Source organism: Caproiciproducens sp. CPB-2, from assembly GCF_036287215.1.
Classification (GTDB): domain Bacteria; phylum Bacillota; class Clostridia; order Oscillospirales; family Acutalibacteraceae; genus Caproiciproducens.
In genome coordinates this window covers 2565215-2582642 of record NZ_CP142860.1, presented here as the reverse complement: position 1 = coordinate 2582642, position 17428 = coordinate 2565215, and the positions used below count along the sequence as shown (strand labels likewise).

Annotated in this window: 17 protein-coding genes; 15 read left to right on the top strand and 2 right to left on the bottom strand. The window is 53.9% G+C overall.

Annotation, left to right across the window (positions count from 1 at the left end):
* The first annotated feature begins 32 nt into the window (after positions 1–32).
* Entirely contained in the window at positions 33–476 is a 444-nt protein-coding gene (locus tag VXK30_RS12810; RefSeq protein ID WP_275716427.1) for an NUDIX hydrolase, read from the top strand.
* Here the strand turns inward: VXK30_RS12810 and VXK30_RS12805 are convergent.
* On the bottom strand, positions 473–1045 hold the full coding sequence (locus tag VXK30_RS12805; RefSeq protein ID WP_275716429.1) for an HD domain-containing protein: 573 nt from the start codon (positions 1043–1045) through the stop codon (positions 473–475). The two genes, VXK30_RS12810 and VXK30_RS12805, sit on opposite strands and share 4 nt — an antisense overlap.
* Positions 1046–1398: 353 nt before the next feature.
* Here VXK30_RS12805 and VXK30_RS12800 point away from each other — a divergent pair, with 353 nt between their 5' ends.
* Positions 1399–2154, top strand: coding sequence for a tRNA threonylcarbamoyladenosine dehydratase (locus tag VXK30_RS12800; RefSeq protein WP_275716431.1), 756 nt, complete (start codon positions 1399–1401; stop codon positions 2152–2154).
* A 39-nt stretch (positions 2155–2193) separates the two neighbouring features.
* Here VXK30_RS12800 and VXK30_RS12795 read toward each other — a convergent pair whose 3' ends face one another.
* Complete coding sequence (locus VXK30_RS12795; protein ID WP_275716433.1) at positions 2194–2871, bottom strand: response regulator transcription factor; 678 nt, start codon at positions 2869–2871, stop codon at positions 2194–2196.
* 167 nt (positions 2872–3038) lie between these two features.
* Between VXK30_RS12795 and VXK30_RS12790 the strand changes: the two genes are divergently transcribed.
* From VXK30_RS12790 to VXK30_RS12730, 13 genes are all read left to right on the top strand, one after another.
* Complete coding sequence (locus tag VXK30_RS12790) at positions 3039–4886, top strand: efflux RND transporter periplasmic adaptor subunit (protein ID WP_275716435.1); 1848 nt, start codon at positions 3039–3041, stop codon at positions 4884–4886.
* Positions 4883–6244 (top strand): ABC transporter permease, encoded by a 1362-nt coding sequence (locus VXK30_RS12785; RefSeq protein WP_275716437.1) that lies wholly within the window; start codon positions 4883–4885, stop codon positions 6242–6244. The genes VXK30_RS12790 and VXK30_RS12785 overlap by 4 nt, the downstream gene beginning before the upstream one ends.
* Positions 6245–6258: 14 nt before the next feature.
* Positions 6259–6915, top strand: a complete 657-nt coding sequence (locus VXK30_RS12780) for a hypothetical protein (RefSeq protein ID WP_275716439.1) — start codon at positions 6259–6261, stop codon at positions 6913–6915.
* Between the two features lie 17 nt (positions 6916–6932).
* On the top strand, positions 6933–7622 hold the full coding sequence (locus tag VXK30_RS12775) for an ABC transporter ATP-binding protein (RefSeq protein ID WP_275716441.1): 690 nt from the start codon (positions 6933–6935) through the stop codon (positions 7620–7622).
* 20 nt (positions 7623–7642) lie between these two features.
* Positions 7643–8269, top strand: a complete 627-nt coding sequence (locus VXK30_RS12770; protein ID WP_275716444.1) for a hypothetical protein — start codon at positions 7643–7645, stop codon at positions 8267–8269.
* Positions 8270–8649: 380 nt separating this feature from the next.
* The gene (locus tag VXK30_RS12765; RefSeq protein ID WP_275716446.1) at positions 8650–10248 is read left to right on the top strand and encodes an ABC transporter substrate-binding protein; all 1599 of its coding nucleotides are present in this window, start codon (positions 8650–8652) and stop codon (positions 10246–10248) included.
* A 119-nt stretch (positions 10249–10367) separates the two neighbouring features.
* Positions 10368–11384 (top strand): ABC transporter permease, encoded by a 1017-nt coding sequence (locus VXK30_RS12760; RefSeq protein ID WP_275716448.1) that lies wholly within the window; start codon positions 10368–10370, stop codon positions 11382–11384.
* A 6-nt stretch (positions 11385–11390) separates the two neighbouring features.
* Positions 11391–12305 carry a nickel transporter permease gene (nikC, locus tag VXK30_RS12755; protein ID WP_275716450.1) on the top strand — a complete coding sequence of 305 codons (915 nt, stop codon included), beginning with the start codon at positions 11391–11393 and terminating at the stop codon, positions 12303–12305.
* Between the two features lie 15 nt (positions 12306–12320).
* Positions 12321–13307 (top strand): ABC transporter ATP-binding protein, encoded by a 987-nt coding sequence (locus tag VXK30_RS12750; RefSeq protein WP_275716452.1) that lies wholly within the window; start codon positions 12321–12323, stop codon positions 13305–13307.
* Entirely contained in the window at positions 13300–14283 is a 984-nt protein-coding gene (locus VXK30_RS12745) for an ABC transporter ATP-binding protein (RefSeq protein ID WP_275716454.1), read from the top strand. Before VXK30_RS12750 ends, VXK30_RS12745 begins: the two co-directional genes overlap by 8 nt.
* A gap of 212 nt (positions 14284–14495) precedes the next feature.
* A complete protein-coding gene (locus tag VXK30_RS12740) occupies positions 14496–14933 on the top strand; it encodes a hypothetical protein (RefSeq protein ID WP_275716456.1) in 438 nt (145 codons plus the stop codon).
* Positions 14934–15292: 359 nt separating this feature from the next.
* Positions 15293–16462, top strand: coding sequence for an iron-containing alcohol dehydrogenase (locus VXK30_RS12735; protein ID WP_275716458.1), 1170 nt, complete (start codon positions 15293–15295; stop codon positions 16460–16462).
* A 231-nt stretch (positions 16463–16693) separates the two neighbouring features.
* Positions 16694–17413 (top strand): 4Fe-4S binding protein, encoded by a 720-nt coding sequence (locus VXK30_RS12730; RefSeq protein ID WP_275716460.1) that lies wholly within the window; start codon positions 16694–16696, stop codon positions 17411–17413.
* Positions 17414–17428 lie beyond the last annotated feature (15 nt).

Sequence of the window (17428 nt, the reverse complement as noted above, 5' to 3'; positions counted from 1 at the left end):
CGGAGCGATTTTTGAAAAGAGGAAAAGAACTTATGGTAAAAGTAGGATTTCATGATTTGGACTATGTGAAGAACGACAGCCTCAAATATGCCATCATTGCGGCGCGCATGGGAGAGAAATGGATCCTCTGCCGCCATAGGGAACGGACAACCTGGGAAATTCCGGGCGGCCACCGTGAGAACGGAGAAGATATCCACGACACCGCGAAACGGGAGCTGTATGAGGAGACGGGCGCGGTGGAATTTCAGATCAAGCCCGTCTGCATTTATTCGGTGGAAGGGGAGGACGACCTGATACATAATGCGAAACCCACTTACGGCATGCTGTTTTACGCGCAGGTGGAATCCCTTTCCGATTTGCCCGCCGATATGGAAATGGCCGAAATCCAATTTTGCGCGGCGCTGCCGCAAAACCTTACCTATCCGCAGATTCAGCCCGTGCTGTGGCGTTGGATCGTCAAAAACGAAAAGCTTTAAACGGTTTGCACCGCGTCCTCGCAGGAACGCATGGCCAGAATGGTCTGCTCAATCAGGTAATCCAGCTCCCAGCCGAGCATCTCCGCGCCGCGCCCGATCACTTCCCGGGAGCAGCCCGCCGCAAAATTCAGGGTTTTGTACTTCTTTTTGACCGATTTCAGTTCCAGGTCCTGTACGCTCTTCGAGGGGCGCATCAGCGCAACGGCGCCGATCAGCCCGGTGAGCTCGTCGACGGCGTAAAGCACCTTTTCCATCGTGTGCTCCGGCTTGATATTCACGGTCAGCTGGTACCCATGGCTTGCGGTCGCGTGGATGATATCCTCGCTGACTCCCCTTTCGCGCAGGATGGCCTGTCCGCGAATGCAGTGCTCGTCCGGGAAAAGCTCAAAGTCCAGGTCGTGCAGGAGCCCGACGATGCCCCAGAAGTCCTGTTCCTCCTCAAAGCCGAGCAGTTTGGCAAAATATCTCATGGTCCCCTCCACAGTGAGGGCGTGTTTCAGATGAAACGGGTCCTTGTTGTACTCCGTAAGGAGGGCCCAGGCCTGCTCCCGCGTAATGTTCAAATCCATTTTCCGCATCCTTTCCGCAATCAGCCCGCTTGCTTCCGGCGGCTCTTTTGCCGGACGGGGTTTTGCCGACATTTTATTATTTTGTCTTTTATCATACTGTCGCCCGGATAAAATGTCAATCTATTACCGCTTTGATAGGAAAAGACTTTTTATTTCAATAACCGATTGATAAAGGCCGGCTGGTACGGTATAATTTGTTCCGTGAGATCTATAGCAATTCCATTTCAGTTTGCGGGATAATACACGTTCCTCCCCCGCCTTCGGCGGGGGAGGAACGCAACTTTGCTGCGGAATCAATTGGAAATGCTGTAATGATAAAATTGATGATGACTGAATATACAGGTGGGAAAGAAATGTTAAATGAATTTTCGAGGACGGAGCTTTTGCTGGGGGCTCCCGCGATGAAAAAGCTGCAGGCGGCTGCGGTGGCGGTGTTCGGGATCGGCGGGGTCGGTTCCTACACGGCGGAAGCGCTCGCAAGAAGCGGAATCGGCGGCATCGCGCTGTTTGACGACGACAAGGTCTGCCTGACCAATATCAACCGTCAGCTGATCGCCACGCGCAAAACGGTCGGCAGGGCAAAGGTAGAGGTGATGCGCGACCGGATACTGGAAATCAATCCTTCCGCAAAGGTGGAGATTTTCCCTATGTTTTATACGGCTGAGAACGCCGATACCGTCGACCTGTCCCGATATTCCTATGTGGTAGACGCGATCGACACCATCTCCGCCAAGCTGATCCTGATTGAAAGGGCGAAGGCTGCCGGTGTTCCCGTCATCAGCTGTATGGGGGCGGGGAATAAGCTTGACCCCACAAAATTCGAGGTCGCCGATATCTATCAGACTTCCGTCTGTCCCCTTGCGAGGGTGATGCGCAATGAACTGCGTAAACGGAACATCCCTTCCCTGAAGGTGGTGTATTCCAAGGAGCCGCCGATGACGCCGATCGACGACGCCGCCACCAGCTGTAAATATCACTGTATCTGCCCGCCGGGCACAAAGCGCAAATGCTCCATCCGCCGTCAGGTGCCGGGCAGCATTTCCTTTGTTCCTTCCGTCGCGGGACTGATTCTGGCGGGGGAAGTCATCAAGGATATCGTCCGGGAATAAAACAGAAAACAGCAGGAGCGGGATCGAAATCCCGCTCCTTTATTTTTCGCCGGTAATCAGCTGATAGCCGACGTTTTTGATGCAGTGAATCCGGATGCCGGAATGAATCCGTTTCAGCTTGTGGCGCAGATAGGTGATGTGTACCTCAAGGCTGTTTTCCGCCGTGGAATTTTCGAAGCCCCAGAATTTCGTCAGTAAATTTTCCTTACTGCTGACATTGTGTCCCTGCAGAAGAAAGAATTTCATCAACTCGAATTCCTTGTTGGAAAGAGGGACGCTTTCCCCGGTGTCGGACAGCTCGTAGGTGCTCAGGTTCAGCCTCAATTCACCGAAGGACAGGGTGTCCGCAATCAGCTCCCCCTTCCTGCGGGAAACCGCGCAGAGCCTTGCGAGCAGCTCGGCTTCCGCAAACGGCCTTTCCATAAAGTCGTCGGCGCCGCCGTTCAGCCCGCGGACCTTGTCGCTGACGCCGCATTTCGGCGACAGCATCAGGATGGGGACACAGTGGCCGGCTTTCCGTATCTGCTTGAGCACCTCCAGCCCGCTGCAGTCCGGCAGCAAGACGTCCAGAATCACCGCGTCGTAGATGCCGCTCATCGCTTCATCGGCTCCGTTTTCCCCGCTGGAAACGGAGAAATATTCAAAACGGTTCCGGTTCAGCAGCCTGCCGATTTTTTCCGCGATTTTTTTATCATTCTCTATGAGCAATATTTTCATCCGAATCCCTCCGTCCGCCTTTCCTATATTATAGCAGCAGCGCATTTTTCGCATGTGATGGTCTTGTGAAGATGCGCTTAAATTTATGTGAAGCGCCGAAAATTTAGGTTTCGATTAAGATTAAATTCCTATAATTGGATGTAGAAAGCGGAAATTGGAGGTCAGTTATGAAAGATAAAGCACTCAAAATAAAGAATAAGGTATTCAGTTTGGTTCAGAATCACAAAAAATTGTGTATCATCATCGCCTCGGGCACCGTCCTGGGCGTTGCTGTTCTGACGACGGTTCTGCTGTATCTCCACCAGATCAAGGCTTCGCAGAATACGGTCAATTACCGCGAGTATACCGTTGAAAAGGGCGCCGTAACCGTGGGCACCAGCGAAAGCGGCACGGTTGCGCTGGACGAGCAAACCGTTTCGTTCCCGGTGGATGTCACCATCGACAGCGTGCTTGTGAAGGTGGGCTATTCGGTCAAGGACGGGGAGTCGCTGGTAAAGCTGGACCAGAACAGCGTGACCGACGGGACGCTGGATTCCCGCACGAAGCTGGCGGAGGCAAAGCTTTCCCTTGAGCAGGCTCTTGCCGATCAGGAGAGCAAGCTCAAGACCGCGAAGCTCACTTATGAGAAAAGCAGGTCGAACGCCGCCAACGCGTATACACAGGAATATCTGGACAAGGCGCAGATTCAGAACGACGTCGCTTCCGCCAAGGAGGATCTCAAGGAAAAGCAGGACGACCTTACGAAATACCTCGCCTTACAGAAAAGCTACCCCACGGATTACGCCAAGCTGAAGCAGCTGAAAAAGTGGAGGGACGACACGGAAACGACAAAGAGCAGCTACGAGGATCAGCTGGAGCAGTATGAAAAGGACCACAAAGCGGCGCTGGACGGACTCAGCTCTCTGGAGTCGGCGAAGAATTCCGCGTATTCCGCGTGGGTCCTGGCCAAAGCGCAGGACGACGGGGAAGACGAGGCGGAAACGGAATACGACGCGGCAAAGGACGCCTACAACGATTATGCCGACTACATAGCCTCTACGGTTTCCGCAAAAGAGGCGCTGGAAACGAAGGTGTCCCTTTACACGGCGGAATATGAAAACTATTCCTCGGCTTATGACGATTACAATGAAACCTTCCGGAGCAAGTACGGTTCCAGCTCCAGCAGCAGCGACGACAGCGATACGGCGGCTTCATCGGATGAAATCGACTCCAAGGTGACCTCGCTCCAGAATGAAGTAAAAACGGCTCAGTTTGCGCTGGAAAAAGCGCAGAAATCCGCGGCCGGGAGTGTCGACGAAGCGGAGCAGACGCTGCAAAGCAGCCTGATCGACGGCTCCGGCGCCGAAGCAGCCTATGAGCTGACGGCCAACCAGCTCGCGCAGGCGGTTTCCACCCAGCAGGAGACGTACGACAGCCTGCAAAGGGAACTGGACGACGTCAACAGCGCGATTAACGGAGACGGTGTGCTTACCTCTCCCTGCGACGGAATCGTCGTTGCGGTCGGCTACACCGACGGAAGCGACGTGAAGGCGGGGGAAGCCATTATCACGATTGCCAAAACCTCCTCCGTCAGTATGTCCGTTTCCCTGTCGGAAGAGGATGTCACCGACCTGTCCATCGGTCAGGACGCGGAAATCACGCTGACCTCGTACGACGGCCAGACCTTCCCCGCAACGGTGGAAAGCATCGCCGCTTCTCCCTCGCGCAGCGGGTCCGCTTCCGTTACCTATGCGGTCACGGCAAAGATGACCGACCCCAATACGAAGAAAGTGTTTGTGGGCATGAGCGGGGAAGTCGAGTTTATCAAGAAGCAGAAAAAGGATGTGCTGTATGTTTCCGATCAGGCCGTTACCTTTGAGGACGGCGTTTCCAGCGTGCTGGTGAAAAGCGCGGACGGTACGACCAAAAAGACGACGGTGACAACCGGGTTTTCCAACGGGCAGTACGTTGAAATTGTAAGCGGCCTGCAGGAAGGGGAAACCGTTCTGGTCGAAAGCGCGGTGACAAAGTCATGAGATTCAGTGAAATCCTTCATCTGGTATGGATCAATATTCTGGAAAGCAAAACCAAGGTCATGCTGACCTCCCTCGGGATTATCGTCGGCGCCGCGACCATCGTGCTGGTTATTGCCATCGGGCACGGCGGAGAGGTGGACGTTCAGGAGCAGTTTAAAACCCTGAACGTCGGCGCCATCAACGTGACCGTCAGCACGCAGGCCGATATGGCCGACGCGATGGCCGGGATGATGCCACCGGGGGATATGGGCGGCGGAGGCGGTTTCAGTGGCGGCTTCAGCGGCGGAACCCAGAGAAGCTTCAGCGGCGGAAGCCGTACCGGCGGGAGCGGAGGCGGCGGAATGCCGGGCGGCGGCCAGATGGGCGGGGGAGGCACCGCTCAGAAGGGCGTGACCCTGACCACGACGGATGTGGAGGATATCCTCTCTTATGTGCCCGACCTTTCGTCCGCGTCGATCGTCCTCAGCGGAACGGGCGCGGTGCTGACGGATAATCTGGACGAGGAGACGGATGAGACGATCGTCGGCTGCCTGCCGGAATACCAGAATATCAGCAATCTGGAGCTGCTGCAGGGCGATTTTATTACGCAGGACGATGAGGACAGCAAAAATAAGGTCGCGGTGATCGGCAACAGCCTGGCGAAAACACTGTTCGGCAGCGCGTACGCCGCTTACGGCGACGTGCTGACCATCGAGGGGAAAACCTATACGGTGGTCGGCGTGCTTTCGGAAATCGGAACAGTTTCGTCCGGCGTCAGCCCCGACGATTCCATTTATCTGCCCTATTCCACGGCGCAGAAATTCGTACTTGGCAGCACGGCCACCCCGTCCATTATGGCGATCGCTTCGGATGTGAAAGAGGTATCCAATGCCATGGCGAATATTACGGCGGTGCTGACGGAAAATTATCCGAACGGAAGATTTACCCTGACGGACGCGGGCAGTGAAATGGAAGCGGCGACCACTTCGGCGAACACGCTTTCCATGCTGCTGATCGCCGTCGCGATCATCGTATTTATTGTGGGCGGTATCGGCATTATGAATGTGCTGTTTGTGTCGGTCAGAGAGCGCACGCAGGAGATCGGCATTTTAAAGGCCCTGGGGTGCAGCAAGCGGGAAATCCTGCTGGAATTTCTGGTGGAGGCAAACTTCATGAGCACCTTCGGCGGGGTGCTCGGCGTCATTGTCGGGTTTGCCCTTGTACCGGCGGTGCGCATGGCCGGAATGACGGTGGAGCCGCTCGCCGTGAGCGGCGTTCTGGCGCTTGCGTTCGCGGTGGTGACCGGCACGGCGTTCGGCTTTTATCCCGCCTATAAGGCGGCTCAGCTCACGCCGATCGAAGCTTTGCAGCAGGAATAAAAGGAGGAGTAAACATGATAAAAAGAAGAGCGGTATGCGTCCTCATGGTTCTGCTGGTTGCGGCCGCCGCTCTCGCCGGCTGCTCGTCGGGGAAGACCTCCCAGAACGCCGGAGAGAAGACGGAGTCCGGACTGAACCGTGAAAACCGGCAGGAAGGGACGCGTACGGGCACAAAAGACAGCGGCGCAAAAGGGGATTCCTCTTCGCAGTCGCAGAATCAGATCATCGGGAAGGTGACTTCCATTGTCGGGAATGAAGTGGAGCTGGAGCTCGGAACGATGTCCGGGGAAAGCGGTTCGGGGGAATTCGTATCCTCCGGAGAAACGAAGACGCTGCTGATTCCCGTGGGGCTTTCCCTGTCGGGCTCCGGTACGGGGGGTACGGCGCAGGCCGGGGGAACGGCCGGAGTAGGTGAGGCGGGCGCTCAGCAGGGAGGCGCGCCGGGCGGAACCGCCGCCGGGCAGACCGGGACAGGGACGTCGGCCAACCGGTCGGGTTCGGCCAAATCCGGCTCTACCACCAAGACAACGGCCGGTACCGCAGCGGCGGGAACGGCCACGAAACGCACGAGCGGATTTTCCAGTATTACCGCGGGAATGGTCCTGCGGATTTCGCAGAAGGAAGTCAACGGAACGCTGACGGTCGTCAAAGTGGCCGTTGTATCGAAATAAACAAAGGGGCGCCGGAAATGGAAAATATCATTACCATGAATAAAATCCACAAATGTTATCAGGTCGGCGGCGACACCCTGGATGTGCTCAAGCATATTTCACTCGATGTGGAGTCGGGCGAATACCTTGCGGTTTTAGGGCCCTCCGGCTCCGGAAAAAGCACGCTGATGAATATCATAGGCTGTATGGACAGCTTTCAGGACGGAGAATATTTTTTGACGGGACAGCCGGTCCATCAGATGAACGACGCGCAGCTGACGCATCTCAGAAATCAGCAGATCGGGTTTATCTTTCAGAAATATCACCTGATCCAGAAATACGACGTGCTGCAGAACACCATGCTTCCCCTGCTGATCCGCGGGGAAACCCGCAAAAAGGCGGAGGCTCTTTCCAGGGAAAGACTGGAGATGCTGGAAATGGATCAAAGAATCCACCATAAGCCGAACGAGCTTTCCGGCGGTCAGCAGCAGCGGGTCGCCATCGCCCGCGCGCTGGTCGGCAGGCCGAAGCTCCTTTTGGCGGATGAACCGACGGGCGCGCTTGACTCCGCAACCGGCAAGGAGGTTCTGAAGCTGTTCGGCCAGCTCAATGAAATGGGAAACACCATTGTGATGATTACTCATGACCTGCATGTGGCGTCTCATGCGAAACGGGTCATCAATATTATCGACGGCGAGCTTTTTGAAAATGAGACGGCTACGGCCTGATGAGAAAGGGAGGAACTGCCATGATAAAGAAGATGAGGACCGCGGTACTGGTTCCGGTCATCGCGCTGCTGCTCGCAAGTTTTTCCGCCGCCGCTTTTGCGGATTCGGCGCTGAACGACGAAAACTGCGCCGCGTCGGTCACACTGAATGAGATTTCGCTGGTGCAGAACACCAGCTATGTCAGCGAAGCGTATTTCGGGGTCATTTATCTGCGGGTCGACGACGACAGTATCGTTAAGGCTTCGGCGGACTCACAGGGGCATGTGGTGATCACCGCCGTCGCCGCCGGTACAACCAAGGTACGGTACTATTACAGGACCCTTGCGGAGAGCGACTGGACAAGCGCGGCGGTGCCCGTCACCGTAACGGGTTCCTCCGCGGCTCCTGCCGTTTCGTCTTCGGGACTTGTGTTTTCCCAGAGCAGTGTGAAGATCGCGAAATTCGGCGACTATACGCCGGACAATATTACGCTGAACGGAAATAAGGTGGAGGCTTCCTCGCTTTTGTGGGTGTCCTCTTCCACCGGCGTGGCTGCCGTAGACGCGTCCACCGGCAAAATTACGGCCGTGGGCGGGGGCACCGCGGTCGTTTATGCCATAGACCCCACGACAAAAGCCGCGGCGGATATCAGCATTTCCGTCTATTAATCCCGGTCATAAAGACGGAAAACGCCGGGGATTTTGGGAAGATATGCCGCTTGCACCGATCGTGAAAAAATCATCGAAACAGGTCTGACAGGAATATTCTTTGCTGCTTTGTGCAAATGTTCCATAGGAACCTGTAATTTCCATAAACTATTGGCATTATTCTGCAACTTTACTCTTGCAAACTTGCAAATAAAATGATAGAATAGGCTTGTTTAAAGCAAAGGCGCTTGACTGATGGTGTTAGGCGCCTGTCTTTTTATCCCATTGCTTTCCCCATTTACAGTGTTTTGGCTTAAAAGCATGACTGTGAAACTCTGTAAAAGCGCAACCCTGTTAAAGCAAAAAATCGGATAAAAGAATGATGAAGAGAGGTTTTAACGATGAAAAAGAGCAAAAGACTGCTTGCTGCCGTTCTTGCGGCAGTGATTGCCTGCGCGGGCCTGACGGCTTGCGCGGGCGGCAGCAAAAGCAGTACCGCGGCGGAGAGTGGCGCGGCATCTGCGGCAGATACCAGCAAAAGCAGAGCACAGGACACCCTGATCTACGCGCAGGGCGCCGACCCCAGAGGTCTGGACCCGGCACTCGTGGATGACGGTGAATCCGCGAAGATCATGGTAAACATTTACGAGGGCCTTTTAAAGTACGACAAAGATTCCACAAAGGTTCTTCCTTCCCTTGCGGAAAGCTGGGATGTCAGCGACGATGGTCTTACATACACCTTCCATCTGAAAAAGGGCGTCAAATTCCAGGACGGCACCGATTTTAACGCGGAAGCCGTTAAATTCAACATTGACCGCCAGCTTGCCCCGAACGTAACGGAGGATATGGGCTACGCCGGATTCGTATTCGGCTCCGTCAAGGATGTTGAAGCCGTGGATGAAAACACGGTCAAAATCAACATGAAAGCCGCCTGCACACCGTTCCTCAACAACCTCGCCATGTGCCTGGGCGCGCCGATGGTCAGCCCCAAAGCGCTGAAGGACAACAACAATAACGTCAATGAGCATCCTGTCGGCACCGGCCCGTACAAATTCGTAAGTTGGACCAAGGGCCAGAACGTTGTTCTGACACGCAACGATGAGTACTGGGGCGACAAGGCTCTGACAAAGAACGTTATCTTCAAGTTCATCAAAGACAACTCCGCAAGAGTGGTTGCCCTGAGCAACGGCGAAGCCGATATGATCGACGGAATCGACGCGACGGTTGTCAGCCAGATCGAAAGCGCGGGCAACAAGATTTACGAAGCTCCGGGCATGAACATCAATTATCTGGCTTACAATACTACCAAAGCTCCTTTCACCGACGCAAAGGTCCGCGCGGCAGTTTCCCAGGCCATTAATGTTCCCGAACTGGTCAAGAGCCTTTATCAGGGTTATGCGGACCCCGCCACTTCCGTCCTGCCTACCTTTATGGAGGGCTACGACGAAAGCATCAAGCAGGTTGCGTTTGACCAGGCGGCTGCGAAATCCGCCCTCGCCGCAGCAGGCGTAAAGACGATTCACATGATTACCTACACCAACCCGAGACCGTATAACACCGCAAACGGCCAGGCGCTGGCAGAAGCGATCCAGGGCTACCTGCGCAACGCGGGCGTGGAAGCCACCATCGACGCTTATGACTGGACCACCTACAAAGAGAAGGTCAAGGCAGGCGATTACGATGTCTGCTTCTACGGCTGGACGGGCGACAACGGCGACCCGGATAACTTCATGAACCTGATGGCCGACAAAGACCCGACCATGAACGTTGCCCGCTATGACAATGCCGACTTCAAAGCGATGATTGCGAAAGGACTTGCCACGAAGGCCGGCGACGAGCGCAACAAGATTTATACGGATCTTGAAAAGAAAGCTGCCGAAGAAGCCGTGTGGCTCCCGATTTCCCATGGCAAGACTCTTTGCGGCTACAGAAGCAACGTAAAGGATTTCTACTACCACATGACCGGTGTTGTATTCCTTTCCGGTGTTTCCAAGAGCTAAACTGGTGTTTGTAAACAAAACGCAGATCTCTGTTTGAAAGGATTCTATGGATTGCCGGAGGTTGTTCAATACGACTTCCGGCATCTTGTTTGTTATGATACAACGAAAGGTTGTTGTAAATGTTCAAGTATATCGTCAAGCGCATATTGATGCTGATTCCCGTGCTGCTGGGAGTTTCGGTCATTGTGTTCTTAATCATGCGGGTTTTTTCACCGGACCCGGCCCCGATCGTTCTGGGGCAGCACGCTACGGTGGAAGCCGCCAACGCGTGGCGCGCGGCAAACGGTTTGGACGCCCCGCTTTATATCCAGTTCTTTAACTTCATCAAAGGCGCCGTCACCGGCGACCTTGGGACCTCGTACTACACAAAAACGCCTGTTACACAGGAAATTTTCTCGCGCTTCCCGGCCACAATCGAGCTTGCGCTTGCCGCTATTATTTTCGCGTCCCTTTTCGGCATCATCATCGGCGTTGTTTCCGCGGTGAAAAAGAATTCCTTCTTTGACCACGCGGGAATGGTGCTCGCTCTGATCGGTGTTTCCATGCCGATCTTCTGGCTGGGTATTCTGCTGATCATCCTGTTTGCGGGCGTATGGCATATCCTGCCCTCCGGCGGCCGGATCGACCCGCTTCTGCAGCCCATGGCGGCTTCGGGCTTCTACCTGATCGACACGCTTGCCATCGGGGATACGGAGGCTTTTGTCGACGTGCTCAGGCATTTGATCCTTCCGGCGCTGGCGCTCGGCATGTACTCCATGGCGATTATTACCAGGATGACCCGTTCCAGCATGCTGGAAACGCTCAATCAGGATTACATCCGTACGGCGCGGGCAAAGGGCGTGTCCGAAGGCAAGGTGATTTCCCACCATGCGCTGCGCAACGCGATGATCCCCGTCACAACGGTCATCGGTCTTCAGCTCGGCTCCCTTCTGGGCGGAGCGGTTTTGACGGAAACCGTGTTTTCCTGGCCGGGTATCGGCAATTATACTGTGGAATGCATTCTGAAATCCGACTTCCCCGTCGTACAGGGAGTCGTGCTTCTGATTGCGTGCATCTTCGTGCTCATCAATCTTGTCGTAGACGTTGTTTACGCGTTTATTGATCCCCGCATCAAATTTTCCAAGAAAGAAGGTTAGCTTGTTATGACACAGAAAAAAGCAGAGCAGCCGCAAACAGAATCCTCATCACAGGCAGCCGTCGTTCTCGAAAAACCGGAATCCCAGTTAAAAGAGATGTGGGAATCGCTTTGTGAGGACAAAGCGGCGATTACGGGCCTCATTGTCATTGGGTTCCTCGCGCTGCTGGCAATCTTCGGGCCGCTGATTATGCCGTACGATCCGAATTTATCGGATATGACCAAGAGCTTTATTCAGCCGAACGCCGAGCACTGGTTCGGAACCGACCAGCTTGGCCGCGATATTTTCAGCAGGATCATTGCCGGTACGCGCATTTCCCTTACCGTCGGCCTGAGCGCGGTCGCCATTTCCCTGACGGTCGGCGTCGTGCTGGGCTCCATTGCCGGGTACAAAGGAGGAAAGACGGATACCGTCATCATGCGCTTTATGGACATGATGCTCGCCATCCCCTCCATTTTGCTGGCCATCGCCTTTATGGCGGCACTGGGCAAGGGCATCGATAAGGCGGTTATCGCCATCGGTCTGGTTTCTATCCCCGAATACGCGCGCATTGTGCGCGGCTGTATCCTGTCCGTCAAAGAAAACGACTATGTGCAGGCGGCCAGGGTCATCGGAAACAAAAACAGCCGCATTATTTTCAAGCATATTCTTCCGAATGTGCTTTCCTCCATTGTGGTCAGGGCGACGCTGGGAATTTCCACCGCGGTTCTTGACACCGCCGCTCTGGGCTTTCTGGGCCTCGGCGTGCAGCCGCCGGCGGCTGAGTGGGGCGATATGTTAGGCAGAGCGAGGGGCTTTATCTTCACCGCGCCCTACACGCTCATTTTCCCGGGCATTGCCATTACCCTGACGGTTCTGGCGTTCAATCTGCTGGGCGACGGTCTGCGCGACGCGCTCGACCCGAAATATAGAAAGAATTAGAGGCGGTGAAGTTTTATGTTGCTTGAAGTAAACCATTTAAAAACGGAATTTCAGCTGAAACATGGCACCGTCAACGCCGTGGACGATATCAGCTTCTCATTAAATAAAGGCGAAATCCTGGCGATCGTGGGAGAGTCCGGCTCCGGAAAGAGCGTAACGTCGCTTTCCGTCATGGGCCTTGTGCAGGAGCCGGGCAGGGTGACGGGGGGAGAAATCCTGTTCAAGGGCGAGGACCTCCTGAAAAAGAGCAAGTCGGAAATGCAGGCGATCCGCGGAGACCAGATCTCTATGATCTTCCAGGAGCCGATGACTTCGCTCAACCCCGTATACCGCATTAAGGACCAGATCATGGAGAGCATCATGACGCATATGAAGCTATCCAAAAAAGAGGCGTGGGAACGCGCCGTCCATATGCTCGACATCGTGGGCATTCCTTCCCCGGCGGAGCGCGCCAGGGATTACCCGCACCAGATGAGCGGCGGGATGCGCCAGAGGGTCATGACCGCCATGGCGCTCGCGTGCCGCCCGGAGCTGCTGATCGCCGACGAACCGACCACCGCGCTGGACGTGACGATTCAGGCGCAGATTCTCGACCTGCTTTATCACATGCGCGAAAAATTCAACATGGCCGTCCTGCTGATCACCCATGACCTTGGCGTGGTGTCGGAGGCCGCCGACCGCGTCATCGTGATGTACTGCGGGAAAATTGTTGAGGAAGCGGATGTGAAAACACTGTTTGAAGAGACGATGCATCCCTATACGCTCGGCCTGCTCCGTTCCATTCCCAGACTGGAGGACGAGAGCAGCGAACCGCTCTATATGATTAAGGGCATGGTGCCGAATCCGCTGAAAATGCCGTCCGGCTGCGCTTTCTCCGACCGCTGTGACCAGTGCATGGACTGCTGCCGCGAAAAGATGCCGGCACTGGTTGAAAGGGATGGCCATAAGGTGCGCTGCTTCCTTTACGGAACGGAAACAGAGGAGGCGGAAAAGCATGAGTGAAGTATTGGTAGAAGTGAAAAATCTGGCCAAGTATTTTAATCTGGAAAACGACTTTTTCGGCCGCCCGACCAGCGTCCTGAAAGCGGTGGACGACGTGTCGTTTGCCATTCATAAGGGCGAGGCCTTCGGACTTGTCGGCGAATCCGGCTGCGGGAAAACCACGATCGGCAAAATGCTGGTCAATCTTTATACCCCTACGCGCGGACAGATTATTTTTGAAGGCACCGACCTGACCAAGCTGTCCGAAGAAAAGCGCCGCGGATTCTGCAAGGATATCCAGCTGATTTTCCAGGACCCCTATGCTTCGTTAAACCCGAGAATGACGATCGGCGATATCATTGCGGAGCCGATCAAAATCAACAAGCTGCTCCCCGGCAATGAGATTGAAAAAAGGGTCACTTATCTTCTGAACTGTGTCGGACTGGCCAACCATCAGAGGAACCGCTACCCGCATGAGTTTTCCGGCGGACAGCGTCAGCGTGTCGGCATTGCGCGCGCTCTCGCCGTACAGCCGAAGCTGATCGTGTGCGACGAGCCGGTTTCCGCGCTGGACGTTTCGATTCAGGCACAGGTTCTGAACCTTCTGGATGAACTGAAGGCAGAATTCGGCCTGACCTATCTGTTTATTGCACACGGCCTGAACGTCGTGAAGCATATCAGTGACCGTGTGGGCGTGATGTATCTGGGAAAGCTAATGGAAGTCGCGCCGAAGAAGGAACTGTATTCCAACCCGCTCCATCCTTATACGCAGGCTCTGCTTTCCGCGATTCCGTTTATTGGCCCGACAAAATCCAAGCAGCGCATTATCCTGACCGGCGACGTGCCGAGCCCGATCAATCCCCCCGAGGGGTGCCGCTTCTGCTCGCGCTGCTTCAAAAAAACGGACGAGTGCGACGGATATACGCCGCAGCTCCGCGAAGTGTCCCCGGGACATTTCGTTTCCTGCCGCCTTTACGACGAGTCAGTGTCCTCCTGATTGATGAACCGGCAACCGGACTGTTTTTCAGCAGTCCGGTTTTTTATGTAAAATAATTCGATTATGTTATTAAGTTTGACAATTATATTCATAAGTTTTATTATGAGAATAAAGAACAGTCAATGATAAGGAAGCACTATACTTAATGACTGTTTCATTTTGGACGAGCGGAAAAAGTCGGCTCGGATTTTTGGAAAAGGAGTTGTTATCCTATGCAGATAAATTCAGTGACAGCTTCCCCGGTCTGGAAGTATTCTTCAAACGAAAAGGGCAAGACTTCACAGACGGCTCAGAATCAAAAGTACCTGATCTTTGATTCTACGCCGGAAGAAGTGGTTTCCAAATATAATATCAATCAAATCAGCGAAGAGGAATACAGCCAAATGACAAGGGAACTCTGGCTGAATAAAAATGAAGAGTCAAAACAATTGGGAAAAGCTTTGATAGGGAATCAGCTGATGGATGATCCAACAACCAATTTCTCTGCTACCGATGGACAAAATATGCTTTGTTTTGCCAAGGACGGAAGCGGTGCAAATGTGCTGGATGCGGTTTTGGAAAAGTATAAACAGCAGCTTTCCTTAAACAGCGACAGCGCATCGACCTATTTGAAATTATATCAAACTTTATGGGATCTAAGTGAAAAGTAGTCGGGATTATCTGCTTATTTCTCAGGGACTCCCTGTCAGGAGTATTTTCCGCGAGGATAATTACAGCATTTCCAGCTGATTCTGCAACAAGGTTGCGTTCCTCCCCCGCCTTCGGCGGGGGAGGAACGTGTTTTTTTCGCAAACTGAAATGGAGTTGCCGGAAAGCTGTTTTGCGAACAAGAGGGCGGAAAACGGCTTTTTTATCTGGAGTTACATAAAAATCCAACAGGGAAATCATACTAAATAAAATGAATAAAACACCTTGAAAATTGTGGAATGAAGTGATATGATAATAATCAAACAAAGATTGTTATACTTTTAACAATTATGAATAAAAAATGAATTTAGGAGGAACATTTATGGCACGATTCACCTTACCAAGAGACATCTACTTCGGACCGAACGCAATCAGCGAGCTGAAAAATCTGAAGGGCTATCAGAAAGCTTTTATTGTGACCGGCGGCCATTCCATGAGAAAAACCGGGTTTCTGCAGAAGCTGGACGATGTTTTGAAGGACGCCGGCCTGCAGACCTTTATCTATGACGGTGTCGAGCCGGACCCGTCTATCGAAAGAGTATACGACGGCGCCAAGGCCATGCGCGAGTTTGAGCCGGACGTGATCGTTGCCATCGGCGGCGGTTCCCCCATGGACGCTGCAAAGGCGATGTGGGTGTTCTACGAATATCCGGAGAAAACCTTTGACGATATCAAGAATCCTTTCACCATGCCGAAGCTCAGAAAGAAAGCAATTTTCGTCGGCATCCCCTCCACAAGCGGAACCGCTTCGGAAGTGACGGCTTTCTCCGTGATCACGGACTATTCCACCGATATCAAATATCCTCTTGCCGACTTTGAAATTACGCCGGATATTGCGGTTCTGGATTCCGATATCCCGATGACCATGCCGAAAACCCTGACCGCGCATACCGGCATGGACGCCCTGACCCATGCGATCGAAGCCTATGTTGCCTCCGCCCGTTCGGACTTTTCCGACGCGCTTGCGCTCAAGGCAATTTCCAGCATCTTTGACAGTATCCTTGATTCCTACCACGGCGACGCCGAGGCGCGCGGCAAAATGCACATCGCCCAGTGCCTTGCCGGTATGGCGTTTTCCAACGCCCTTCTGGGAATCTCGCACAGCCTTGCCCATAAGACCGGCGCGGTGTTCCATATTCCGCACGGCTGCTGCAACGCCATCCTGCTGCCGAACGTCATCCAGTACAACTCCAGAGTCTGCATGGAAAGATACGCGCAGATTGCCAGGGAAGTCGGCCTGCCGGGCGTTACGGACAAACAGCTGACCAATTCCCTTGTGGAAGCTGTCCGCGAGCTGAACAAAAAGCTCAATATTGCCCAGACCTATCAGGCAAACGGCGTCAGCGAGGAAGACTTCAAGGCGCACTGCAAGGAAATCGCGGTCAACGCCGTCGGCGACCCCTGCACGGGCTCCAACCCGAGAGAGACTGACGCGGACAATATGCTTAAAGTGCTTACCTGCGCCTATTATGGCGAAGACGTCACCTTCTGATTACAAGTTCATTCACCATAACAAAGCAAAGCGGCCGGGAACGATATCGTTCCCGGCCGTTTTGCTTTGCGGAAAAGGGAGATGCTGCGCGGTCAATAGGACATTTCTTCAGGTTCCGTATATTCTGCGGTCAAAAAATTTCAAAAAAATTAAATTTTGTAGCTGTGGATACCGAAATAGCGGAAGCTGAATGATATACTGAGGCCAACAAAACAAATGGAGGAACAATGTATGAAAAGACATATCGTTCAGATTGATTCTGATAAATGCAACGGCTGCGGACTGTGCGTCAGCGCCTGCCATGAAGGCGCTTTGCAGCTGATAGACGGAAAAGCAACCCTGATCAGCGACAGCTACTGTGACGGACTCGGAAACTGTCTCCCCGAATGCCCGACCGGCGCGATCCAGATTATTGAGCGCGAAGCCGGGGAGTACGATCAGGAAATGGTGGACGCTAAAATGAAACAGAAGGCGGTCCAGCCTCCTTTCGGGGCATGTCCGTCCATGCGCATGAAGACGTTTGACCGCGCGCCCGCCCCGGTTCAACCGGAGGCTCCGGTCCAGTCGGCGGCTCCGGCAGCCGCCCGCCCGGAGCTGCGCCAGTGGCCGTGCCAGCTGAAGCTGGTCGCGCCGAACGCCCCGTATTTTGAAAACGCGCACATCGTCGTCTGCGCGGACTGCACGGCTTATGCCTGCGCGAATATCCATCAGTTTATGAAAAATAAAATTACGTTGATCGGCTGCCCGAAACTGGACGACGTCGATTACAGTGAAAAGCTGACGGATATTTTGAACCTGAACGACATTCAAAGTATCACCGTGGTGCGTATGGAAGTGCCCTGCTGCGGCGGAATGGTCAACTATGTGAAAACCGCTCTGCAGAATTCCGGGAAAATGATCCCGTGGCGTGTCGTTACCGTCGCTACCGACGGTGAAATATTAGAGAATTAATTAAAGGAGGAAAAG